Genomic DNA, 25343 nt, shown 5'->3' with positions numbered 1-25343 from the left:
GGATCATCGGTTGGCGACGAGGGGAGATTGGTCATGGTACAGAAAATGAAGCAGCGGACGATCAACAAGAATGTTGCAGGTATTTACGATTTAACAGCAATGCAGTCTGGCATGATTTATCACAAATTATTGGATGAAACATCCAGCGAATACTTTTTACAACAGAGTTTCCAGCTGAAAGGTATTGTAGATGAGGAGAAGCTTCTGGCTGGTATTCAGCTTCTGAACAAAAAGCATGAAAGCTTGCGAACAATCTTTTTATATAGAAAAGCAGCAAAACCCAGACAGATCGTCCTGAACGAAAAAGAACAAGAAACAACAGTCATTGATTTGAGTGCTTACGAAGCAGCAGTTCAACAAGAAATGCTTCAGGAAATCAAGGAGCAGGATATCACAAGAGGATTTGATCTGGAAAAAGATTCACTTCTTCGAGTAACCTTTGTTCGCATGGATAAGGAAAAGACTATTATGATTTGGAGTGCGCATCACATCATCCTTGATGGTTGGTGCTTCTCCATCCTTTTCAAAGATTTTATCTACTATTACAATAAATTGCTGACAGGAGAGAGCCTTCAAGAACTAGCAGCCGCTGCTATACAAGAGAGCAAATCATCATTTTCTTTTAAGGATTATGTCAGCTGGCAAAAGCAACAGGATTTATCAGCAGGGATGGACTATTGGAAGAGAACGTTATCTGATTATTCCGAAGTAGCTGAAATCCGTTCAATGTATACAGGAGACACTGCTGATACCCAGCAGGTTCGAACAGAAAAAGTTACCCTTGATGAAGCGGTCAGCCGACAGCTTCATCAAGCAACGCTTTCCATGCAGATTACTATGAGCTCACTGATGGAAACCGCGTGGGGAATCACTTTACAGAAGTACAACTGGACACAGGATGTTGTTTTCGGAAAAATCGTTTCCGGACGAAATGCACCTTTACGTGGTATCGAACAAGCTGTGGGACTTTTTATCAACACGATTCCAGTCAGAGTAGATGCAAGAGAAAATCAAACACCAGCACAATTACTGCAGGCTGTTCAACAGCAAGCCGCTGACAGCAGCAGCTTTGATTATTTTTCATTGGCAGATGTGCAGCAGCAAAGTGAACTAGGCGGCGACTTGTTCAAAACACTGCTTATGTATGAAAACTACTTTGATGCTGATTCATTCCAGGAAACGATGATGGGCATTGATGTTGAACCTGATTCAATGCGTGAACAGACAAACTATCCGATTGCTATGAAGGTTTACCATTCTACAAACACAGAATCATTGAGCTTAGAGGCTCTTTACGATCCAAAGCTATATGGAAATACAGAGATGCAGCAGCTTTTGGAAACCTTCAAAATGATTTTAAGTCACATCGCATTGAAGCCGGAAGAAAAAATCAGCGAGATTCAATGTCTCGGAGAAAAAGAAATGCAGAAGGTTCTTCATACCTTCAATGATACAAAAACACCTTCTGCCAAAGGTCAAACAATGGTTGAGCTGTTTGAAGCTGAGGTAGAGAAGACCCCAGATAAAGTTGCGCTGGTTTTCAAGGAACAGCAAGTAACTTACCAAGAGCTGAATCAGCGAGCAAACCATTTAGCTGCTCAGCTTCGTGAGTTGGGCATTCAACCGAATGATCGTGTTGCACTGTTCACTGCGCGAAGTGTTGAGCTCCTTGTAGCGATGCTGGGTGTTATCAAGGCTGGCGGTGCCTATGTACCAATCGACCCAAGCTTCCCAGAAGAGCGAATTCAATACATGCTGGAGGACAGTGAGTCTAAGGTCGTTTTGACCGCTCACCACACCTTCCCACTGGTTGTTGATTTGCCAGTCATAGAAGTAACAGACAGAACTGCAGCTAAAGAGCTTCCAATGATGGAAAACCTACCGACAGTCAATACTCCAACAGATTTATTTTGTTGTCTTTATACTTCCGGAACGACTGGAAAGCCGAAAGGCGTCATGCTGGAGCACCGAAACATCGTTAATTATTGTACAGGGAAGATGGCGTTTGGCGATTCATTTATGAGTCATCCTGAACCGACCTTTGTATCAGTAACAACCTATTGTTTCGACATTTTCATCAAAGAAAGCTTCCTGCCGTTGTTGAACCAAATCAAAATCATCATGGCTGACGAAGAAGAACAGGAAAGCCAGTATTTATTGGCTCAGCTAGTAGAAAAGCATCAAGCAAACCTACTTGTAACAACACCGTCTAAGATGAAAATGTTCATGATGGACGAATCCAACCGCAGCTATATGCGCCATTTTACAACGATTATTTTAGGTGGAGAAGTGTTCCCCGGAACGCTTTATGAGCAAATGCGGGAAAATACAGATGCTCGTATCTTCAATATGTGCGGACCAACAGAAGCAACGGTGTTGATTGTGACACATGAAATAACAGACAGCAGGTATATCCCGCTAGGGAAGCCGGTACCAAACAACCAAATCTATGTTATGAACCAAGGACAGCTTTGTGGTGTCGGGATGCCGGGTGAACTATGTATTGCCGGAGAAAATCTAGGGCGAGGGTATATGAAACGCCCGGATCTGACTGCTGAAAAATTTGTGCCGAATCCATTTGGCCCAGGACAGCTGTATCATGCAGGCGACTTAGTACGCTGGTTGCCGAACGGCGATTTGGAATATCTTGGACGAATCGATGAGCAGGTCAAGATTCGTGGTTTCCGAGTGGAATTAGGGGAAATCGAAAGTGTCCTTCGAAAACAGGAAGCCATTAGTAATGCGGCAGTTATTGTTAAAAATGATCGCAACGGCGACCGTGCTATCCATGCATACATGGTTTCAGACCAGCTGATCGATCTTCAGCATATCCGAGAAATATTGAGGGAAGAACTTCCTGAGTTTATGATTCCGCCATATATGATGCAGATCGACCGTATCCCAGTAACACCAACAGGAAAAGTCAGTCGACGAGAACTGCCGGAAATCCATACAACAACAGATGATAAACAAGTCGTTGCTCCTGTGAATGAACTCCAGCAAATCATTGCAGATATCTTTTCAGAGGTGCTGAATGTAGAGGAAATCAGTATCACTGACAACTTTTTCGAAATCGGCGGACATTCTCTTCGAGCAACACAAGTGATCAACAAGCTGGAAGCCGTAACCTCTATACGACTGCCGCTGCGTATGCTTTTCAGCTCGCCGACAGTAGAGCAGTTGAGTGAAGTTGTTGAACAGCAAAAAGAGGAAGCCGGCTATGAGCCGATTCCTAAAGCAAAAGAGCAGGAATATTACCCAATGTCCTCTGCTCAACGAAGAATCTATGTTATGAATGAATTGAATGATTTGGGTGTTGCTTATAATCTTCCAGCGGCTATCCGTTTTAATGGAAAATTAGAGGCTTCAAAGGTAAAAAGTGCCTTTGAACAGTTGATGCAGCGTCACGAAATACTAAGAACCAGCTTCCATACGATTGATGGAGAAGCGGTTCAAAAAATACATGAGCAAATCACCATCGATTTTACTCATGAGCCGGTTTTGGTTTCTGAGAAGGAGCTTTCGCATTTATTTGATTGCTTTGTTCAGCCGTTTGATTTATCCCATGCTCCTTTACTACGAATCCAACTATCAACAATCAGTGAAAATCAGTATGTATTGTTTTTCGATATCCATCATATTATCGCAGATGCAGTTTCCATCAGTCAGCTATTTGAGGAGTTTTCTGTTTTATACAATGATTCACATGCAGTCCTACCGAAATATACTGTTTCCTACAAGGACTACAGCCAATGGTTTGCCGATAGAGAGCAACAAGAGCATCAAAACTTCTGGAAAGAGCATTTCAGCAGAGAATTACCGGTTCTTGATCTGCCGCTCGATCATCAACGTCCTATACAGCCAACCTACAAAGGAGCGATGCTCAAGAGAGCTCTCGCACCGGAGCTGAAGGACGGAATCATTCAGTTAGCACAACAGCATGGCGCAACAGAGTATATGGTTCTGCTTTCCGCCTGTATGTTGTTGCTCCATAAGCATAGTCGACAGGAGGACATCATTGTTGGAACTTCGATTTCCGGAAGAATCCATAAAGATACAGAAAAGATTCTCGGTATGTTTGTTAACACACTGGCTATGCGCGGAAAGCCGACACCTGAGAAGCACTTTACTGCTTTCCTTGAGGAAATCAAAGAGGAGAGCTTGAGGGCTTATGAGCATCAGGAATATCCATTTGAAGAGGTAGTAGAGGATCTGGCACTTTCCAGAGACTTCTCAAGAAATCCATTATTCGATGTGATGTTCGTTCTTCAAAATAACGAAGCTGCTAAAATCAACTTGAAGGATGTCGAAGTAGAGGAATTAACACTTAATCATCCTGCTGCTAAGTTCGATTTAACATTTAATTTGATTGAAAAAAATGCCGGCTATGAGCTAAGTGTTGAGTATGCGACTGATTTATTTGAAGAAGAAACGATTATTCACATGATTACTCATTATGAGCAATTATTATCAGAAGTAGTCAAAAATGCGGAGCGGTCGATCCATTCACTTTCGGCATTATCAGCAGAGGAGGAGCTGCTAGTACTTCAGACCTTCAACGACACAGCTGCGCCTTCTGCCAAAGGAAAGACTATGGTCGAGCTTTTCGAAGCGCAGGCAGCACAGACACCTGATAAAGTCGCTATTGTCTTCAAAGATCAGCAAGTCACATATAGTGAGCTGAATCAGCGGGCGAATTGTCTAGCCTGGTATCTCCGTTCAATGGGAATCAAGCCAGATGACCGGGTTGCTTTGTTTACAGCTCGAAGTGTTGAGCTCCTTGTAGCCATGCTGGGCGTTATTAAAGCTGGCGGTGCCTATGTGCCAATCGACCCGAGTTATCCAGAGGACCGAATCAAATATATGCTGGATGACAGCGAAGCGAAAGCAATTTTAACTGCTTATAGAGAACTGCCGCTGGCTGTGGATATCCCAGTGATTGAAGTGACTGCTCCTGAAAGTGACTGTGCGTTGCCGGGAGTAAGCAATCTAGCAGGTGTGAATACGCCGACAGATCTATTTTGCTGTCTATACACTTCTGGAACAACCGGGAAGCCGAAAGGCGTCATGCTGGAGCATCGAAATATCGTCAATTATTGTACAGGGAAGATGGCCTTTGGTGACTCTTTTATGAGTCATCCGGAACCAACATTTGTATCAGTAACGACATACTGCTTCGATATTTTTATCAAAGAAAGCTTCCTGCCGTTGCTGAATCAGATCAAGATTATTATGGCAGACGAAGAAGAGCAGGAGAGTCAACATTTATTGGCTCAACTAGTGGAGAAGCATCAGGCTAACCTTTTAGTAACAACTCCGTCTAAAATGAAAATGTTTATGATGGACGAGTCCAATTGCAGCTATATGCGCCATTTCACTACGATTATTTTAGGGGGCGAAGTATTCCCGGGCAGCCTCTATGAACAAATGCGTAGAAATACAGATGCTCGTATCTTTAATATGTGCGGACCAACAGAAGCGACTGTCTTGATCGTTACCCATGAAGTGACAGACAGCAGTTATATTCCATTAGGCAAACCAGTACCGAACAACCAGATTTACGTGATGGACCAAGGTGAGCTTTGCGGTGTTGGGCTGCCTGGTGAATTATGTATTGTCGGAGAAAATCTAGGACGAGGCTATATGAAACGTCCGGATCTAACTGCTGAAAAATTCGTTCCAAATCCATTCGGTCCCGGTAAGCTGTATCATGCCGGAGATTTAGTTCGCTGGCTGCCAAATGGTGATCTAGAGTATTTAGGTCGAATCGATGAACAGGTCAAAATCCGCGGTCTGCGGGTCGAGCTTGGGGAAATTGAAAGTGTGTTGCGCAGACAGGACAACATCAGTAATGCAGCAGTTGTTGTTAAGCCGGATCATACAGAAGAGTCGGCGATCCATGCTTATCTTGTCAGTCAAAAAGCCCTTGATTTATCTACCTTACGTGAAGCATTAAGACAAGAGCTGCCGGACTTTATGGTTCCGCCTTATATGATGCAGTTGGAGGACATACCAGTCACACCAACCGGTAAAGTCGATAAACGCAGATTACCTCAAATAGAAATTTCAAATGAACGAGAATATGTCGCTCCAAACAATGAAATCGAACAGTCATTAGTTGACGTCTTTGAAGATGTATTGGCTGTTTCACCCATCGGTATCACAGATAGCTTCTTTGAACTTGGCGGCGACTCTATCAAAGCGATTCGAGCAGTATCCAAGATGAGAGAAAAGGGGTATGAAGTCAGCGTCAAGGACATCATGCAGCTATACACTGTTCAATCGATCTCATTGAGAATCAGCATGACAGCACCAACGATAAGCTATGACCAACTAGAGCTTAGCGGACCTGCCGCAATGACGCCAGTTCAAAAGCACTTCTTCAAAACGGCCCATTCTCAGCCGGAACATTTCAATCAATCGTTGATGCTGATGGCTGCGGTTCGTCTTGATCAAGAAACACTGAGAACAGCTTTGGAAGCTGTCATTACGCACCATGATCAGTTAAGAAGTGTATACAGAAATGGCGAGCAAATTATTTTACGTGCAGAAGAGAGTGGTCTGATCGAACTGCATATAGTCGATTGGAAGAACGAAACTTCTGTTGCAGATAAAATCAAGGACGAGAATACGCGTGTTCAAGCCAGTATGGATCTTGAGCAAGGACCTCTTGTGAAAGCAGTCCTTTATCAATTGAAGGAAGAGGATCATCTCTTTATCAGTATCCATCATTTAGTTGTTGATGCAGTTTCTTGGCAAGTGGTTCTCGAAGATCTTGCCACAAGCTACCAGCTTCTGCTTCGAAACGAAGCTGTTCAGCTGCCGGAAAAAACAGCTTCCTTTGATCAATGGGCAAAAACACTGGAGCAATACGGTCAAAGCAAAGAGCTGCAAAAAGAAGTGGTATTTTGGCAGCAGCTATCAGATGAAATCAATGGGCTGGCAAGCACTGACCATTCCATTGAGAGCAAGACTGGTATTTATGATGAAGCCTCTACGGCCTTGGAACAGGAGACAACTGAAGCGCTCCTTTACCACGCAGGAAAAGCATATGGAACAGAAATCAATGATTTATTGCTGACAGCATTAAGCCGTTCTGCTGCTAAACTTCTCGGTAGAGATAAATTAAGTATCCAATTAGAGAGTCATGGACGTGAAAACTTAAAGGAGTTTCCTGCAATAGATCGAACAGTAGGGTGGTTTACAAGCCTGTATCCTTTACTGTTGACAAACTATTCGGAGATGGAGAAGACAATCATTCAAACCAAAGAAGCCCTCTACAAGGTTCCGAATAATGGTTTGGGCTATGGTGTTATCAAATACAATAGTGAACGGATGCTTCCAAAAATCACGACAGACATTGCTTTTAACTACCTAGGCAACAACAGCAATCAGCCGGAAGAATTGCTGCAGCCATCTATATACAGCACAGGCAACGCAATAGCAGCCGATAACAAAATGGATCAAGCGCTGACAGTCAACTGCTCCATCATTGATAAGCAGCTGAAAACAACAATCATTTATGATTCAACAGAGTATTCAGCAGCACAAATCAAGCAATTTTACGAAGCCTTTAACGAAAGCTTACGTGACTTGACACGCCATTGTCTCGCACAAGAAGAGCGTGTATTGACCGCTTCTGATTATCAATTGGATATGCCATTAGAGGAGTTCCAGCAGGTTCAAAAATTGGTTCCCCTTGAAAAAACTGATTCGGTGTATCCATTAAGTCCAATGCAATCAGGTATTCTCTATCATAAGCTGAAGAATGACCGTTCAGGGGAATACTTTATGCAGCAGATTCTTCGTCTAAGCGTTCCGGCGGATAACGAAACCTTGATTCAAAGTTTTAAATTGCTGAAATATAAGTACCCTGTTTTACGAACAAAGATTGTATTTAAGGATCTAATTACTCCTGTTCAAGTCGTCTTGAATGATTTGGATCTGGAAGCAGAGGTTGTTGAACAAACGAAAGGCACATCCGCAGACTTCATTGCTGCTGATGTAGAAAGAGGCTTTGATTTTGACAACGATTCTCTCATTCGTTTGACGATCCTACGTTCTCCTAACGAAACACTATTGATTTGGAGTGCTCACCATATTATTCTTGATGGCTGGTGTTTCCCAATCCTGTTTAAGGATTTCATGGAAAACTATCAAGCACTGACAGAAGGGCAACGCTTTGAGACAATCGCTGAGAGAGCGAAAGAAGAAGAGCGAGGGTTACCGAATTATCAGGAATACATTCAATGGCAAAGGGAGCAGGACAGGGAAGAGGCGCTTACTTATTGGCGCGAACTGCTGGTTGATTACTCAGAAGCCGCTGAAATTTTACCGATGCTGGGAAGAAGAGAAGAGACACAGGAACAGGTTGCTGATGCGCAGTTGACATTGACAGAAGAAGAGGGCAGGGGACTGCAAGAGCTTTCAGTTAAAAATCAGCTGACCATGAGTAGTATCTTAGAAACGGCGTGGGGACTGACTCTACAACGCTTGAACCATACAAAAGATGCTGTTTTCGGAAAAGTAGTCTCTGGAAGAAATGTACCATTGACTGACATCGAAAAAGCGGTAGGGCTGTTCATCAACACTGTACCCGTACGTGTAAATGGGGAAGAGGAGCGTTCTGTGCTGAATCTGTTGAAGGAGGTACAGCAGCAATCCATCGAAAGCAGCAGCTATGATCATTTATCACTGGCTGAGGTGCAGCAGCAAAGCAGTCTTGGCTCTGACCTTTTCAAAACCTTGTTCATTTTTGAAAATTACTATATTGATGAAGAAGTCCGTCAATCTGTCGAGCAAGGAACAGCATTTGAGACTCATGCAGTAAGAGAGCAGACAAACTACCCAATCACGCTTAAGGCCTTTATGGCTGAACAGCTGACAATCGAAGTGTTGTACGATCCGACAATTTACACAAATGAAGAAATCCAACTGGTCCTGAAGCGAATGAAGCAGATTCTTCAGGGGATATTGAAGGAACCAGAACTTTCAATCCGTCAGCTGTCACTTTTGGACGAAGAAGAAGCAAAACTGGTATCTGTTGATTTCAATGATACACAAACCCCTTCAGGAAAAGGAAAGACCGTGGTCGAGTTATTTGAAATAGAGGCGGCCAATGTTCCTGATAAAGTCGCATTAGTCTTCAAAGATCAGGAAATCACTTATGCGATGCTGAATCAGCGTGCCAATCAATTGGCTGTTAAACTTCGCAGTATGGGACTGCAGCCGGATGACCGTGTTGCGTTGTTCACTGCTCGAAGTGTTGAACTACTGGTAGCAATGCTGGGTGTCATCAAAGCCGGAGGCGCCTATGTCCCAATCGATCCAAGCTATCCAGAGGATCGAATCAGATATATGCTTGAGGATAGCGAGCCAAAAGCAATTCTTACTGCTTATAGGGAATTACCTGTTTCAACGACTATACCGATCATCGAGCTTCACAAAAACGAAGAACTGACACAGCTGCCAACTGACAATCTCACAACAGTTAATAGCCCAACAGATTTATTCTGTTGTCTTTATACTTCCGGAACGACTGGGAAGCCTAAAGGAGCCATGTTGGAACACCGAAATATTGTCAATTACTGTACAGGAAAAATGGCCTTTGGCGATTCCTTCTTTAATCATGAGGAGCCGACATTCGTCTCAGTAACTACTTACTGTTTTGATGTATTTATCAAGGAAAGCTTCCTGCCTTTACTGAACCAGATCAAAATCGTACTGGCGGATGAAGAACAGCAGGAAAGTCAAGATTTATTGGCTCAGTTAGTTGAGAAGACTAACGCGAATTTACTGGTAACAACACCGTCTAAAATGAAGATGTTCATGATGGATGACGAGAACTGCCAGTACATGCGTCACTTCACTACAATCATTTTAGGAGGAGAGGTCTTCCCGGCAAGCCTGTTTGAGCAAATGCGCAGACATACAAATGCGCGTATCTTCAATATGTGCGGACCAACAGAAGCGACCGTGTTGATTGTTACTCATGAAATAACAGACAGCAGCTATATCGCACTCGGAAAACCTGTACCGAATAATCAGATATATGTCATGAATGACGGGCAGCTATGTGGTGTTGGAGTACCTGGCGAGCTATGTATTACTGGGGAAAATCTGGGACGCGGCTATATGAAGAGACCGGATTTGACCGCTGAAAAATTTGTACCAAACCCATTTGGTGCCGGACAGCTGTATCACGCTGGCGATTTGGTTCGTTGGCTGCCAAATGGCGATCTGGAATATATGGGACGAATTGATGAGCAAGTCAAAATCCGCGGCTTACGTGTAGAACTAGGAGAAATCGAAAGCGTACTGCGGAAACAGACACAAATCAGTAATGCCGCTGTTGTTGTTAAACCTGATCACACAGGAGAATCAGCGATCCATGCATATATGGTTAGCCAAGAAGAATTGGTCTTTCCTCAACTGCGTGAAGCCTTGAGAGAAGAGCTGCCAGATTACATGGTACCGCCATATATGATGCAATTAGAACAAATACCGGTAACAGCTACTGGTAAAGTAGATAAGCGCAGTTTGCCGGAAATAGAGCTGAAAACCGATCGCCAATACGAAGCACCTCAAGGTATGAACGAGGAAATGTTGGCAGGAATGTTTGAAACCGTCTTAGGGATAGCGCAGGTCAGTCGATCAGATGACTTCTTTGAACTTGGTGGTGATTCTATCAAAGCAATCAGTATTCTATCCATGTTGACCAAGAAACGGATAAAGCTTTCAGTTAGAGACATCTTCCAATATAGAACTATCAAGGAGCTTGGCAGCAAGATCGCAGAGCTGCAAAAAATCAAAACTGCTGTTGAAGAGGAACTCACTGAGATCGAGCCGAATGAACAAGGTCAGGCAGCACCTTCAATTGAACAGCAAATGGAGCAATTACTGACTGAAATCAAGGGATACAGCGGAGAAATCCTTTCAGGAAAAGCAATGATGACTAATGAGTTGTCTGCCTCTCAGAAAGCCTTATATAAAATGGATGTTCTAGGCTCTTTTGGGCGAATTCACGTAGAAAAACCGTGGAACAAAGAAGAATTCAGCAATGTTTGGAATACTCTTTTAAAGGAGCAGCAGATTTTACGAAGTCAGATCGATCCGAAGAAGTTGGAAATAACAGTATTTGACTGGGCACAGATAGGAACTATTCCGTTTATTGATCTCTCTATTTACCCTTCAGAGAACAGATCGGAATACCTCAAAGGTATCGAAGAACAAGTAGAATGCTACAGCAAACCAGAGTATGAGCTGCAAGATGATATTGCTCATCATATGCTGGTGGTTAAGCAGAGTCGACAGACATATGAAGTATTGCTCCCAGTGTCTCACTTGATTTTCGACGGCTTCAGCAGCGAAGTGTTGAATGCTCGGTTCCATGAGCTGCTTGCGATGAAACAGCCGAAAATTGCTGCGATTCCTCAATACGAAAGCTACACAGATTTGTTGAATCAGGGACCTGTGGCAACTTCTGAACCAGAGCTTATTGATGCTTTGGAGCTTAGGACCTTCGATCAGGCACTGACAAGCTATCATGCCGCAAAAGCTGCAAAAGAATACACTTGGATCACCTATCATCATGATATGCAGGAAGTTGATTTGGCAGAAGATGAAGGCTTCAAGCTGGCTGAAAGACTGTATTTAACTGCACTACAACATGCATTTCCTGATATTGATGTTCCATTACTGATGATTCAAATCGGCAGGAGCTATGGTCAGCAGCAATTTACTGAACAGATCGGAAGTTTTATTGATTTACTGCCAATAACCTTTACCACAAGACAGAATCAAACACTGACAGAGAAAAGCAGAGCAATTATGAGCTATATGAGTATGCATCGTGTTCATCTGCTGTCATTGATGGAGAATCAAGAGTTACAGAAAATGTATCCAAACGCTGCGGACATCGTTGGAAAAATCAATTTGACCAACCTTCCCGCTCAAATCGTCAACTTCCTGATGATGTTTGATCAGGAGAACAGTCTCTTTGACGAAAGACAACTATTAGAAGAAAACGAAGCTGTCGGAACCTCTAACAGCAGAAAAGTAGCAAATATCCTTCATACAAAAGAACGTATTGTTCTGACGAATCTTGAGTGTGAACGCGGGACAGAAAAAGAACTACTTCGTAAGCTTGACAAAGAGTTGGAAAACTATATCCGCTCGTTAAGAAATAAATAATGCGTCATTTCGGCGGGCAGTGTAAAGGGCTGTCTGCCGGATTTGATTCATTACGACTATCATTGTAACTAATTTATTACAGGAGGTTATTCAATGGGAACAACCAACATCTTTTGTCTCCCTTATGCCGGCGGATCTGCGACAGTTCTGACCGATGCATTGACACAAAAGCTAAACAGCAGCAATTATACGGCGGTTCCATTGGAGCTGCCGGGACGGGGGATGCGTTTCGGAGAAGAGTGTGTGTTGTCAACAGAAGACCTCTTTCAGGCAATTGAGCCATTATTGTCAGAATCGACTGGACAAGACGAGTCATACTATCTTCTAGGTCATAGTATGGGTGGTGAATTACTTCCGCATCTATACCATAAGATCATCGAACGCGGCGGAACTCCCCCAAAGGGATTGATTATCTGCGGAGCCGAACCACCAGAGCATTTAGCACTGGCGGAGACAGATGAGGCTTCACTTCTAAAGGAAATGAAGAAAGGGGGTGCGACATCTGAAGAGTTCTTTGAAAGTCCTGAGCTAGTTGAACTGTTTTTACCAATCGTTCAAGCAGACTACCTTTTACTGAACTCACTGGTTTCACAGATACCAAAGCAGATGGACTGTGAATTGATCATCATTAATGGAGAAGACGATGCTGAGGCCTTGGAACACCATGAAGACTGGCGCAACTATACTACCGCCGAATGCAGATTCTTTCAAGTAGCAGGTGGTCATTTCTTTATCACAGAAAATACTGAAACCGCAGCTATTATTAATCAACACATTTAAATTCGCTATATAACTACTATTTGATTATTTATTGCACGAGAAGCTGCTTATGTTTCTATCAATTTCTACTAAGCATGTTCAAATAGATGGAAATACCTAAAGCTTGTTTCTCGTCTATCAATAGAATTTATATACACTCAAACAGAAAAGGGGATTATATTAAATGAACGTTTTAAATATCACACCAAGAGGGCATTGTTACGGAGTTGTTGATGCATTGGTCCTATCGAAAAATGTTGTAAAGGATACAAGTCTTCCAAGACCGATCTACTCACTAGGGTATGTTGTGCACAATACAATTGTCGCAAAAGCGTTTGAAGAAGCAGGGATCATCGTAATGGAAGGGGATAGAGAAGAGATGCTGGCAAAAATTGATTCCGGCACAGTTATCTTCACTGCACATGGTGTATCGCCAAAGGTAAGAGAAATTGCGGCTGCTAAAGGCTTGGCTGTTGTTGATACAACTTGTCCTGAGGTCGCTATCATTCATGAGATTGTTGAGCAAAGAGTAAACGAAGGCTTTGATGTGCTCTACATTGGAATGGCCGGACATCCGGAAGCTGTCGGAACGATTGGAATCAATCCGGAAAAAGTTCATTTGATCACCTCTTTGGAGGATGCGGAAGCTATCCAGCTAAGCAATGAAAAAATCTACATTTCCAACGAAACAACCATGAGTCAGTGGGATGTAGAAGAAATGACGGAATATCTGATGAAGAAATTCCCAAATGCTATTTACCATAAAGACATCTGCAGCGCCACAATCGAGCGTCAGGCTGCTGTAGTGGAGCAAGCTGGTGAGTGTGATCTGTTATTGGTTGTCGGTGATGCAAAGAGTAACAACAGTAACCGATTGGCACAAGTATCGATTGAACAAACAGGTACGCCAGCACATCTGATTGAGGATATTTCTGATATCAAAATCGAATGGCTGAAAGATGTCAACGTGGTTGGTGTAACCGGCGGTGCTTCAACACCAACCTATGTTATCAGAGAGACTGTAACCTTCCTGACAAACTTTGATTACGGAGATCCTATGACTTGGGATCGTGAAAGTCAGTGTACTTCTGATAAAGTACTTCCAAAAGGAAGCACAAAAGAAATCAGTAAATCAAGAGATAGAAAAATGGAACAGCTGAGAGAGCAATATATGCACGTTTGATAATGCTATAAATAAATGCAATAAAAACCAACAGAAAAGCTGTGTTTTGTAACTCACAGTTCTTCTGTTGGTTTTTTTATAATGACTTTAGTACATAATAGAGCATCGCCATGATCGATCCTGACATTCATTCAGTAGAGATAGAAACTACAACTACGTAAGGTGTACCCCTTTGTCAACGTAAACAATGTCTCCAACGATCCCGCTTGAAAGAGGGCTCATCAGGAAGGCACAGGTATTACCGACTTCTTCAATAGTAACACCTACTTTGTCAGGCGTTCGCTCTTCAGAAAGCTGAATCAGCTTCTGGTAATCCTTCACACCAGTAACAGCTAAGGTTTTGATCGCTCCAGCAGAAATACCGTTTACCCGAACTCCTTTTGGCGCAAGCTCTGCTGCTAGATAACGAATAGCAGATTCTAAAGCTGCTTTAGCAATCCCCATCATATTGTAGTTAGGAATCGCGCGAACGGCTCCTAGATATGATAAGCTGACGATTGCACTGTTTTCATTTAATATCGGCAGAGCATACTTTGATACAGCAAGTAACGAATAGCTGCTGATATCTTGTGCCAGGGCATAGCCGTCACGACTGATGTCTGTCACATTTCCAGAAAGCTCTTCTTTTTTCGCAAAAGCAACGGAGTGGACAACACCATCGATTTTACCAACCTTATTTTCTATTACTTGAAAAGCTGAAGCAATGCTGGCGTCATCAGCAACATCACATTCAACTAACAATGCGGATTCATCAACTAATTTTGCTACTGATTTTTTCATGCGTTCATTTTGGTAGGTATAGATAAGCTCTGCACCTTGTTCAATCATTGCATTCGCACAACCCATAGCTATACTGCGTTTATTTGCAACACCCATAATCACAATCTTTTTGCCTTCTAAAAATCCCATACTAACTCTATTCCTCCTAATCGACTTTTAAAATAATCGTTCTTATCAAACAGATTACACCTTCAACAGTTGAAGACTCTACTGACTATTATTAAATAAAATACTTTGATTGTCAAAATAAAAATTTCCATTTACTTCAAGCACTGAGGAGAACACAGTCGTCTGACTTTTTCCCGAAGAGGGGAGAGGGCTCAAATACTGTCTTCAACAATGGTTTGCGGTGAAAAGAGGTCATAAAGAATGGGACTGACAACGAAAAAATCACTAAGAGACAAAATAGTTCTTGATACGAATACTCTTCTAAATTAAACTATACATAACCCCTGTTAATTAATTCTAACTTCCTTTAAGATCAATTGGGAGAAAATTAACAGCAAAATCGTTCAGGTATATACACATAAATAAGCATATCTAGATAACACTACAACTAACAGGTAAGAAGGAGTTGATTCACATGGAAAACCGCGAAGAACATATCAATAAGAAGCTATCTCAATTGACAGCTGATCAAGAAATGAACCGTAAACAGCGTTGGCGACTAGAAGAACTGGAGCGGGATTGTCAGCGCTTATCCATGCAGCATGAAGCATTCCTTTCTGAGATAATACAGACTACACAGGACAAGAAATCCATTCACTATTTTTCTGAGATGGAAGAAGAAATAGTGCATCTGCATAAGCGAAATTTTTCCGATTTAGAGGATAAGAAAGAATCTCTTCAAGCAGAAGCCAAAGAACTGATTCATTCGGAGAACGCATTGCTTCAAGAACGAAAAGACAATCAGCTATTGGAATAAAAATGAAAGAATGACCAATTGACATAGCAGCAACACTTTATGAAGAAGCTCAAAATACACAAGTAAAAGTCTTATTGAAGCTTTAATGCGAATCCCAAGGATTAGAACACACCTGATGATAAAAGTGATTTAGCTTATCATTGTCATTGTATAATGACCCTTGAGAAACAACATGATTTCATGATATGGATCAAACGTCAAACGTGAAGTAATATAATCGATGACTGAGCAAACAAAGGGTAAAGGACGGACTTAGAACAGAAAGAATCGAAGGAAGTAAATTCTGTTTTTATTCTAGTTTACATAATATATATTATACGAAGTTGTTTTTTGAGAACCACATAGTGTCAATATGTGGTTCTCATTGTTAATATCCAGTCAAACATGTAAAACCGATACCTTACTTAATCCATAGCCTGCTATTATGATGATAGCATAATCCTTAATTTTATGAGTTGAGTTTATTTGCCAACTCAATCATGCGTTTTTCAATTTCTTCTCTTGCTTGTTGAAAAGCAACCGTTATTTCTTCTTCTGACCCAGTTGCTTTCGCAGGATCTTCTAAATCCCAATGCTCGTGAACACTACCTTTGGGAATGACAGGACATTTATCAGCGGCGTCTCCACAAAGTGTGATAATCAAATCTGATTGATTAAAATACTCCGGATCAATTAAATCAGATGTTTGTGAAGAAATATCGATACCCGCTTCTTTCATAGCTGAAACAGCTCTAGGGTTTAGACCGTGGGTCTCAATGCCGGCACTGCGAACTTCCCACTGATCCCCTAAATATTTTTTGGCGAAGCCTTCAGCCATTTGACTGCGACAAGAATTTCCTGTACATAAAAAGTAAATCTTCTTCATTAGTTGTCCCCTTTCTCTGCTGGAAACCAGCTGCGTGTATGATTAACCATTTTTACCAATAACAACATAACCGGTACTTCCGTGAGTACACCAACCGTTGTGACAAGAACTACCGGTGAATTAACACCAAATAGTGTAATTGCTACAGCGACAGATAGTTCAAAAAAGTCTGAAGCACCAATTAAAGCTGCTGGAGCCGCCACATTATGTGGTTGCTTCGTCCATTTACAGGTAAAATAAGCAAAGTTTGCTGTGATAACGTTCTGTAAAATCAATGGAACAGCGATCATAAGCACATGCCAAGGATCGTTTAATATAATGTCTCCTTGGTAGGTAAAGATGATTACCAGTGTCAGTAGTAGTCCAATGGTTGTGATCGTGTCAAACTTAGGTAAGAATTTCTGATTGAAATACTCGATGCCTTTTCGTTTGATCATAAAGTATCGAGTAAATGCTCCCCCAACCAATGGAACCACGACAAACAGAACCACTGAACCAAAAAGAATGTTCCAAGGAACGAACACATTGTTCACACCTAATAGGAATGAAACGATCGGTACGAAGAGCACAATAATCAGTAAATCATTGACAGATACTTGGACCAACGTATGGGCTGGATCTCCTTTTGTTAGATTGGACCAGACAAATACCATTGCGGTACATGGTGCTGCACCCAACAAAACAGCTCCGGCGACATAATCTTTGGCCAAGTCAGCTGGTATGAAATTGCTGAAGACAACATAGAAGAAAAATGAAGCTAATCCGAACATAAGAAACGGTTTGATCAACCAGCTAGTTATACTGGAAATCAATATTCCCTGATACGTCTTTCGAACGTTTAAAAGAGATTTAAAGTCGATCTTCAACATCATAGGAAAAATCATGACCCAAGTCAGTACAGCGATTGGTATATTGGTATTTAACACTTGATAGCTTTCTAATTGATCTGCTATACCAGGTAAAAAAGTACCAATTAGCATACCAGCAGCCATACATAAAAGCACCCACACTGAAAGGTATTTCTCGAAGAAATCAATCTCAGGTCTTTCTACTGCTTCATTATTCACATTATTCATTTCAAAGGCTCCTTAAGTTCATTTGATTTAGCTTACAGGTGATTCACTTAAAAGCAACCCTTTTAGATCGGATAAAAATTGCTGAACAAATTCTTCCTGTAAAGAGTAATGATGCCATTGGCTCCTTTTTTCTACTTTCACGATTCCAGCCTTTTCAAGTATCTTCATATGATGAGATAAAGTTGGCTGAGTAAAATCAAAGTGTTCAAGTACATCACACGCACAAAGAGACTCGGCGGCAGAAAGAAGATCAATGATTTTAAGGCGCTTAGGATCAGCTAAAGCTTTTAGAATGACAGACATCTGTTCATATTTTTCCATGGAGGTTCCCCCTATTCTCTAAGATAGATAATTATCTATATATAATATAGACAAACATCTATGTATCGTCAATAGTTTCTGCCTCAACACTCCAATCTTTTTTATTTCATAACAAAAACACCCAACAGGAACATGCTGAGTGCTGCACTTTATTCTGACATGTGAGAGGCTTGTTTTAGTCTTCGGTAACTTCTTCTTTCTCCCGCTGTAAAAAGAGTATATGACATTTGCCCCCTTCTCTGACTTATTAATAATTATGGGGATCTTGTGTAAAGAATTTTTATGCATAGCAATTGGAAGCGGTATGTCAAGCTGTTGATACCACAGAAATAACATGCCTCTAATACAGTTAAACAGTTCTACTTGTTTTTATATAGGCCATGTAAGATAGTAAGTAGCTGCCTAAAACAAACACTCCAATTGGAAGCAACAAAATAACAGCTAGATTGGATAATGGTAAGAATACATTCAGTAAGATTATACTCATTCCACATAACATGCAGAGTATCCCTACCCATTTTTGAGAATAAATCCAAGCCTTCTCGCTGTCGGTGGTCCACATATTCTTAAAGCCAAATTCGCTTTTAAAGGAAGCTCTAGGGAGTTGATTCCCATAAGCAAGAAGTAGGATGCCGACTAGATAAAGAATCATTTTAGTCACTGTTGAAATGCTAGAGCCATCCGTATTCAGCCCTGAAATTATACTCCAAATCATTGATCCCTGAAAAAGAATGACAATAGTAATTGCGAGTATTGTAACAAACTTTTCATTTTTTTGAATGTTATATCCCTTTCCTTTGCCATTATTTATCCAGTAATAACAGCCCCAACCAATAATGATTGGAATCAGAATGTATAGAATAAGCTCATAACGACTTCCAAAACGTACCGGTGTACCATCCAGATTATACTGCCATGCAAATGAATGGTTCATGAAGGGTAAAAAGCCAAGTAATAGTATCGGTGTTGTGGAAAATATTCGTAAAACAACTAATCGCAGGTTCATTCTTCATCAGCTCCTTTTATAGTTTTAAGCCATAGAATCAAATGGTCAAATACTGTCGTATTCAGCTCATAATAAATAAAGTTTTTATATTTACTCTCGTATATCAAGTTCGCTTTCTTTAAAATATTTAGATGATACGAAATCGCTGGTTGAGTCACATTGAAATGGCTTGCGATATCTCCGGCAGACATCTTCCCTTCTTTTAAAAGATCTAATATATCACGTCTCATCGGAACAGCTAAAGCCTTAAAGCTTTCAGATATACTCATACGGTTTCTCCTCGCAATCTATTTAAACGACTGTTTAATTAGATTTTATCACATCCTCCAAGCTAGAGCAAACCTATTTAAAAGTATCTTTAAATAGAAAAAGCCTCCAGATATGAAATCGGAAGCTATCTCCTTTAAAACAGCCTAAAATCCTAAGTCATTGAGCCAGTCGTTTACCTCTTCCCTTGCTTCAGAAATATTTTCCCTTGAAATAGTTAATACGTTTTGTGTCTCAACCTCTGCATCAGGCTCCAGCTCAGAAATAGTTGAAATTGTATTGGAAAACCCGCTTCCGCCGTGAGTTGAAAATGGGATGATTCTTTTTCCAGACAAATCCGTGTCTTCTAAAAATGCATAAAGAGGTGTTGGGATATCTGACCACCAAATTGGATAACCGATGAAAATAGTGTCATAATCCTCCAAATTTTCTAAAGACGAGGATAATCTCGGTCGTATTCCTTGCGAAAGCTCCTCCTTAACCTGATCAACTAGTTTCTCATGGTTGCCTGGATAGGACTCTGTCGTTTCAATTTCATAGATATCACTATTCATTTGTTCTGCTACCCATTCCGCCATCAGTGCGGTATTCCCAACTATACGATTCTCATACTCAGCTCTGCTTGCTCCGGCAACCGCATCAGTCCCTTCTGATTCAGGCTCTGAGTAGTAAACCACTAAGTAGTTACTCTGACTTCGACTATTCTGCTTCGTCGTGGATTCTCTATTTTGGGTTGTCGATACTTCGCTTTTGGTGCTGTCAGAAGAACATGCACTTAAAGATACCATAGAACTAAGGATTACTCCGTACATCGTTAATTTTTGCATAAACTCGCTCCTATTTTTTATTTTAGAGTCAAAAACTCTACTTTACACTTTTAGAGTAAACGATGAAGTGCACTTCATAGCAAGGTATATTTACTAGTGGCATAGAAAAAACACCCAACAATTGATTGCTAGGTGTTTTTCTATGCACAGGATTTTTTTATTTTTCATTTAAAACAATGACTTTTCCAAAGCTGGCTTTTGCTTCAAGATAGTCATGAGCATTAGCTGTCTCCTTAAGTGTAAAAATCTTCTCTATGTTCGGCTGAATTTGGAATTCCTCTATATAGTTGAGTAGTTCAGTCATCTTTCCCTCGGATATATTTCCAGAATAAAACGACGTAAAATAACTATTTTTCTTGATCTCTGTGATTGGGTCAAATTCCTTGAGAAACCATTGCCCGCCCAGTTGTCCTGTATTACAAATAATACCGCGTTCTTCAATATGTTCAAAGCTGTTTTTGATAGTGGCTGGTCCAATCAATTCTAAGATTTTATGGAATGTCTGATTCGTCTCCAAGGTGCCGGCTCTATCCTGAATGCACCCTGTAAAACCGATGTTCTTTAGCTTTTGGACTTTTTCCAGAGATCGACTGCTTCCGTATAACTCTATTGACGGAAATTTCGCTCGAACCAATTGAGCAAATGCTACCCCTACACCACTTGTCGCCCCCCTAACTAAAACTCTGTCTGTTTCCTGAATACAGAGATTCCGCATCGATTGATAGGCTGTATAATAGGTTTCCGGTATTGCCGCTAATGTCGCCCAAGGAAGATCGCTATCAATTTTATAAATCTGCTCATTAGGCAATAGAACGTATTCCGCATAGCTTCCATCAAACGCTCTCCCCATTTCTCCCATTATTGAGACGACCTTTTGACCAAGACTAAATCGTGTTGAATCACTTGTTTTTTCGATAATCCCGACACATTCGATACCAAGTATTCTTGGAAATGCTACAGAAGGTGACTTCCCTTTCCGAGTAAAGATTTCGGAACGATTGATTCCAAAGCCTTTTACCTTCACTAAAGACCAGCCGGATTTAATATCTGGAATCGGCCGTTCTTCATAAAGTAATTTTTCAGACCCACCTGCTTCATGGATAACAATAGCTTTCATACGCTTCCTCCCAAAACTTGCTTTGTGGCAACTCCTTCACCATCTACATTACAGTTGCTTTGCATAAGAAAGATAGTAATGCCGGCCATTTGCACTTGTTTCCAGCTTGCTTATTCCAATCAATGCCTTTCGCTTCAATTCTTTCACTTCAAAATAATTCAGGCTCAGTAATAAGTCGCTTAGCTCAAGTGCCCACTGGTACTCTTCATTTGTAATAGCTTGCTTGATTTCCTCAACAGCTATATCTTTACTGCCTATCAGCTGAACCATTTTCTCTGCGTAGGCAGGAGCTGGCAACGGATGTAAATTTGTGGGATTTCCATCAAACCAGCCTAGATAAGCCCCATAGATTTCTCGAATTGTCCATTCTGTGGAACCATAGAACTCTTGCAGATAAGAAGCATCCTTTAGCTGTTCAGGTAACGATACAGCTGCTACAACCTGATCTATGGTCAGTCCCTGATCCATTGCACGCAGTGTATCTAGTAACAACCCTTCGATTGCAGTTTTGTAACTCGACAATACCTTAAGCACTTCTTCTTTTCCAACAAGTGCTTTTGTATGTCCTGGTAAAACAGCTCGAGCATTATAGGATATCATTACTTCAAGGCTATTGATCCATTGAGAAAGATCACGGTATTGTCCGCCTCTGATTGGGTATAAATTGGGAAAACAAGCATAGTAGTTATCACCGCAGCAAAGGACCTTGTCTTCTGGAAACCAAATCAACCCAGTATCTCCACACTCGCCAGGAGTAGAAATAAAGGTCATTGGTATACCGTCAATCACTTTCGTTACTTCCTGCTCTTTGAGTATCAATGTGGGGTCAATAAAGTCATAAGCCCCATCAGCAGCAGCCAGCCCTTCACGGATGCCGATTCCTTGACTAAGAGATTCCTCATCTGTCAAATGATACCCGTGCTGATGTACGCCTCTTTGGTTCAAAACATCTGTCAGCATATTCGTATATGCCAAAGCCGGCTGTTTATTGCTAAATGCAATAATTTCCTGAACGGTCTCTCGAAAAGCACCAGCTCCTCCTCTATGATCCGGGTGGCTGTGGGTGTAGATAATCGTATGTACAGGCTTCTTTATAAAAATATGAATATCGTCAATCATTTTCTTCGCTCGTTGATTGGAATCAAGTGTGTCAATCAAAATAATTGATGTTTCGCCCTCGACAACAATACAGTTACTATGACCGTATCCTGTGATGTGATAGATTCGATCAGAGATCTTAACGATTTCTTTTGGATAAGCAACCTCTGAAAATTCTTTTAACTTCTGTTCACCGTTTTTAATAAGCATATGTTTGTATCTCCTCTACTAAATCTATGATTTCAGTATAAGGAAAAGAACCTCCCCGGGGAAGAAGGCACTTTTTTATTAGATAGTTACCTTTGAGTAACTTTTGGAACCCCTGTTAGTTTTGAGTTAATAAATTATTTTTTATATAGTCCGTTCCCCACTTGCTCATGCTGTCGATGATTGGACGAAGAGAATCGCCCAGCTCAGTCAATGAATATTCAACTTTCGGCGGAACAACAGGATAGATTTTTCGAGTGACGATGCCGTCTTCTTCCATCTTTCTTAAGTTCTGCGTTAATACCTTCTGGCTGATCCCTTCAACTGCTTGGTGAATCTGATTGAATCGTTTAGTCCCTGTTAATAATTCTCTTAAAATTAACAGCTTCCACTTATTTCCAATCAAATCGACTGTCGTAGCAACCGGACAAAAGGGTAATTCTTCTTTTGTAAGCATCCTTTTCTCTCCTTTAAGTATCTAAAAGTAAGTAACTATACTTATGATACCATCAGCCTTATCCAGCTGTCCACTTCACGGATAGGGCTCAAGGAGATAGACGGATGCACTTTGTCCTTCAAGGAAATCACACAGGCAATACTGCACTCTTCCTTTCCCAATCAAAGAAAAGAATCCTTATAGTCATGAACATACATTTCGAAGGTTCTTGGAGCATGTTTTAGGACTTTTTCAGCAGTATCTGTTACCTTCTTAGCATTTCCCAACTGAGTGATCAGATACAGCATGACCATCACATTTACATATTCTTTTTCCATTCCCCGATGAATCATTGTCCGACGAAATTTCAACAGCCCCGGCTTACTGTAAGTGATCGGAACATTCAGCACACGGCTCATGATTGCGGCTATTTCCGCATAGGTCAAAGCCTGTGAACCTGTGATTTCCAACTCTTGATTCAAATACTGGTTGTCAGTCAGGCAAATACCAGCTATTTCTCCTATATCCCGCGTATCGATGAAGCTTGTTTTTGAATTACCTGCAGGAATAAAAAGATCATGGTTCTTTCTAATATCTTCCTGATGCGTTGTATTTAAATTTTGCATAAAAAAGCTTGGACGAATGAATGTATAGGGAATTTGCAGTTCACGAATCATCTTTTCGATTTTATGATGGGGAGTAACTGGATTTTTCTCTACACCAATCAACGAGACAAAGACGATTTGTTCAATGTTCTGCTTCCTCGCATAGGATAGAAAAGGCGCCATATCTTCCTTCGGCTTAGCCAGCTGAGGCGGACGAATGAAAAAGACTTTATTGACTCCCTCAAATGCTTCTGGAAATGTTGTAGGATCAAGAAAATCAAAACGAACGATCGTCGCATTTTCAAAATCCTTAAATCGTTCGTTTTCTTTTTCCGTATCACGCATTCCCAGTGTGAGGGTGATATCTTTACGATCGGCTAAATATTCAACTAAGGGGTAGCCAATATTCCCGCTCCCACCAATTATAAGTATATGATCCATTATCCTTACTCCTTCTTGTTCTGATTGATTTTTGATAAAAGGACATTTAAGGTTTGCTGTTCCTCTGCCGTTAGCATAGATAAATGATCCGTCAAAAGCTCATCACTGATTTGTCGACCTTCCAAGGCTTTAGCCTCTCCTGATTTTGTCAGCAATAAGATATACGATCGGCTATCTCTTGGATTATCTTTTTTTATGAGATACTCCTTTTTAACTAGTCTTTTGATGATGCCTGATATTGTCGGCTTATCCATATCCAACGCTGCTGCCAATTCTGCAGCCGCAGCCTCTTTTTCGGAAGACAGCTGCTGAAGTACGGCCCATTGTTGGATCGTGATTCCATTTGAAATAAGTGCTTGATTCAAATGATACCTCAACTGCTTTGAAATATTTATTAGTAAATAACCGGTATTCACAGATATCCCTCCAATATAATTAGTTCACTAACTATTTTTAATTAGTATACTAACTAAATTCGCAAAAAATGTCAAGATAGTTTCATTACCAAAACAAGCCAGCACATTTTTCTCCTTGAAGAATGTGCCGGCTTGTCTAACCATAAAAAAATTAGTTACATCTAAATAATCATTTGCTTAATAATCTTTGCTGTGGGAATTAACTCCTGAAGGACTTTTCTGCTTTGCTGTTGAATTTCCACCAGCTCTTCTTCAGGTTGATCAAAGCTGTATACAACAAGTAATGCATGTGTCGTATCCAAAGAAATCATCGCTTTTGTAGAGTCTGATATTGGACTGCCAAATGGTCCTCTCTCATCGATCAGCACTGGAAAATGATTGATATCCATTCTTTTTTTACCAATCGCCTCATAGCTTTCTCCAGACTGACCAACACCATAATGGATAGAAGCTGTCATTTGTTCTACATCATAGCTTCCTACAGGCAATCGGAACAGTATAGAAAGATAGTTGTTAACATCTACCAGCGTATTGATTTGATAAAGACCTTTTCCTTTACTTACCCTCCGAAGAAGACTCTCCGATGACGGACGATACCTTGATCGGTCCAGTCCTAATTGTCTATAGGCTTGTTTTGTGGAAGAAATTCGTTCATCTTCACGTATTTTTTCCGTGCTGTATGTCTGTTCAACCTTCTTTAGCAATGGATTTAAGTGATTTTGCCACAGCTCATCATCATACTTACTATTGATAAATGTTAATTCTGTCACTGCTAATCGGGCTGACTCAGGTAAGCCCTCTATTCTTTTTATCTTCATTATT

Annotated in this window: 17 protein-coding genes; 4 read left to right on the top strand and 13 right to left on the bottom strand. The window is 41.0% G+C overall.

Annotated elements, in window-relative coordinates; translation table 11 throughout:
- Window positions 1–33 precede the first annotated feature (33 nt).
- From I6N96_RS05690 to I6N96_RS05680, 3 genes are all read left to right on the top strand, one after another.
- Window positions 34–12192 (top strand): non-ribosomal peptide synthetase, encoded by a 12159-nt coding sequence (locus I6N96_RS05690; RefSeq protein ID WP_209556549.1) that lies wholly within the window; start codon window positions 34–36, stop codon window positions 12190–12192.
- Between the two features lie 93 nt (window positions 12193–12285).
- Entirely contained in the window at window positions 12286–12972 is a 687-nt protein-coding gene (locus I6N96_RS05685; protein ID WP_209556548.1) for a thioesterase II family protein, read from the top strand.
- 163 nt (window positions 12973–13135) lie between these two features.
- On the top strand, window positions 13136–14134 hold the full coding sequence (locus I6N96_RS05680) for a 4-hydroxy-3-methylbut-2-enyl diphosphate reductase (protein ID WP_209556547.1): 999 nt from the start codon (window positions 13136–13138) through the stop codon (window positions 14132–14134).
- A gap of 153 nt (window positions 14135–14287) precedes the next feature.
- On the opposite strand, the gene fabI is transcribed toward I6N96_RS05680, so the two are convergent.
- Window positions 14288–15043 carry an enoyl-ACP reductase FabI gene (fabI, locus tag I6N96_RS05675; protein WP_209556546.1) on the bottom strand — a complete coding sequence of 252 codons (756 nt, stop codon included), beginning with the start codon at window positions 15041–15043 and terminating at the stop codon, window positions 14288–14290.
- 454 nt (window positions 15044–15497) lie between these two features.
- Here fabI and I6N96_RS05670 point away from each other — a divergent pair, with 454 nt between their 5' ends.
- Window positions 15498–15839, top strand: coding sequence for a DUF3958 family protein (locus I6N96_RS05670; protein WP_209556545.1), 342 nt, complete (start codon window positions 15498–15500; stop codon window positions 15837–15839).
- A 448-nt stretch (window positions 15840–16287) separates the two neighbouring features.
- Here the strand turns inward: I6N96_RS05670 and arsC are convergent, their stop codons facing one another.
- From arsC to I6N96_RS05610, 12 genes are all read right to left on the bottom strand, one after another.
- Window positions 16288–16704 (bottom strand): arsenate reductase (thioredoxin), encoded by a 417-nt coding sequence (gene arsC, locus I6N96_RS05665; RefSeq protein WP_209556544.1) that lies wholly within the window; start codon window positions 16702–16704, stop codon window positions 16288–16290.
- Window positions 16704–17780: an ACR3 family arsenite efflux transporter gene (gene arsB / locus I6N96_RS05660; protein ID WP_209556543.1), complete on the bottom strand. Its 1077-nt coding sequence runs from the start codon at window positions 17778–17780 to the stop codon at window positions 16704–16706. Before arsB ends, arsC begins: the two co-directional genes overlap by 1 nt.
- 27 nt (window positions 17781–17807) lie before the next feature.
- A complete protein-coding gene (locus tag I6N96_RS05655) occupies window positions 17808–18101 on the bottom strand; it encodes an ArsR/SmtB family transcription factor (protein WP_209556542.1) in 294 nt (97 codons plus the stop codon).
- 349 nt (window positions 18102–18450) lie between these two features.
- The gene (locus I6N96_RS05650; protein ID WP_209556541.1) at window positions 18451–19107 is read right to left on the bottom strand and encodes an SdpI family protein; all 657 of its coding nucleotides are present in this window, start codon (window positions 19105–19107) and stop codon (window positions 18451–18453) included.
- Window positions 19104–19376, bottom strand: a complete 273-nt coding sequence (locus tag I6N96_RS05645) for an autorepressor SdpR family transcription factor (protein ID WP_245186850.1) — start codon at window positions 19374–19376, stop codon at window positions 19104–19106. Before I6N96_RS05645 ends, I6N96_RS05650 begins: the two co-directional genes overlap by 4 nt.
- A 144-nt stretch (window positions 19377–19520) precedes the next feature.
- A complete protein-coding gene (locus I6N96_RS05640) occupies window positions 19521–20201 on the bottom strand; it encodes a flavodoxin (protein WP_209556540.1) in 681 nt (226 codons plus the stop codon).
- Between the two features lie 157 nt (window positions 20202–20358).
- Window positions 20359–21318 carry an alcohol dehydrogenase catalytic domain-containing protein gene (locus I6N96_RS05635; RefSeq protein ID WP_209556539.1) on the bottom strand — a complete coding sequence of 320 codons (960 nt, stop codon included), beginning with the start codon at window positions 21316–21318 and terminating at the stop codon, window positions 20359–20361.
- 48 nt (window positions 21319–21366) lie between these two features.
- Window positions 21367–22626 carry an alkyl/aryl-sulfatase gene (locus I6N96_RS05630; protein ID WP_209556538.1) on the bottom strand — a complete coding sequence of 420 codons (1260 nt, stop codon included), beginning with the start codon at window positions 22624–22626 and terminating at the stop codon, window positions 21367–21369.
- Between the two features lie 115 nt (window positions 22627–22741).
- The gene (locus I6N96_RS05625) at window positions 22742–23080 is read right to left on the bottom strand and encodes a winged helix-turn-helix transcriptional regulator (protein WP_209556537.1); all 339 of its coding nucleotides are present in this window, start codon (window positions 23078–23080) and stop codon (window positions 22742–22744) included.
- Between the two features lie 161 nt (window positions 23081–23241).
- Window positions 23242–24105, bottom strand: a complete 864-nt coding sequence (locus tag I6N96_RS05620; protein ID WP_209556536.1) for an NmrA family NAD(P)-binding protein — start codon at window positions 24103–24105, stop codon at window positions 23242–23244.
- Between the two features lie 5 nt (window positions 24106–24110).
- Entirely contained in the window at window positions 24111–24521 is a 411-nt protein-coding gene (locus I6N96_RS05615; protein WP_209556535.1) for a MarR family winged helix-turn-helix transcriptional regulator, read from the bottom strand.
- A gap of 161 nt (window positions 24522–24682) precedes the next feature.
- On the bottom strand, window positions 24683–25339 hold the full coding sequence (locus I6N96_RS05610) for a B3/B4 domain-containing protein (protein ID WP_209556534.1): 657 nt from the start codon (window positions 25337–25339) through the stop codon (window positions 24683–24685).
- Window positions 25340–25343 lie beyond the last annotated feature (4 nt).

The organism is Enterococcus larvae (assembly GCF_017830045.1).
GTDB classification, from domain to species: Bacteria; Bacillota; Bacilli; order Lactobacillales; family Enterococcaceae; genus Enterococcus_L; species Enterococcus_L larvae.
This window is presented reverse-complemented; position numbering and strand designations above follow the sequence as displayed.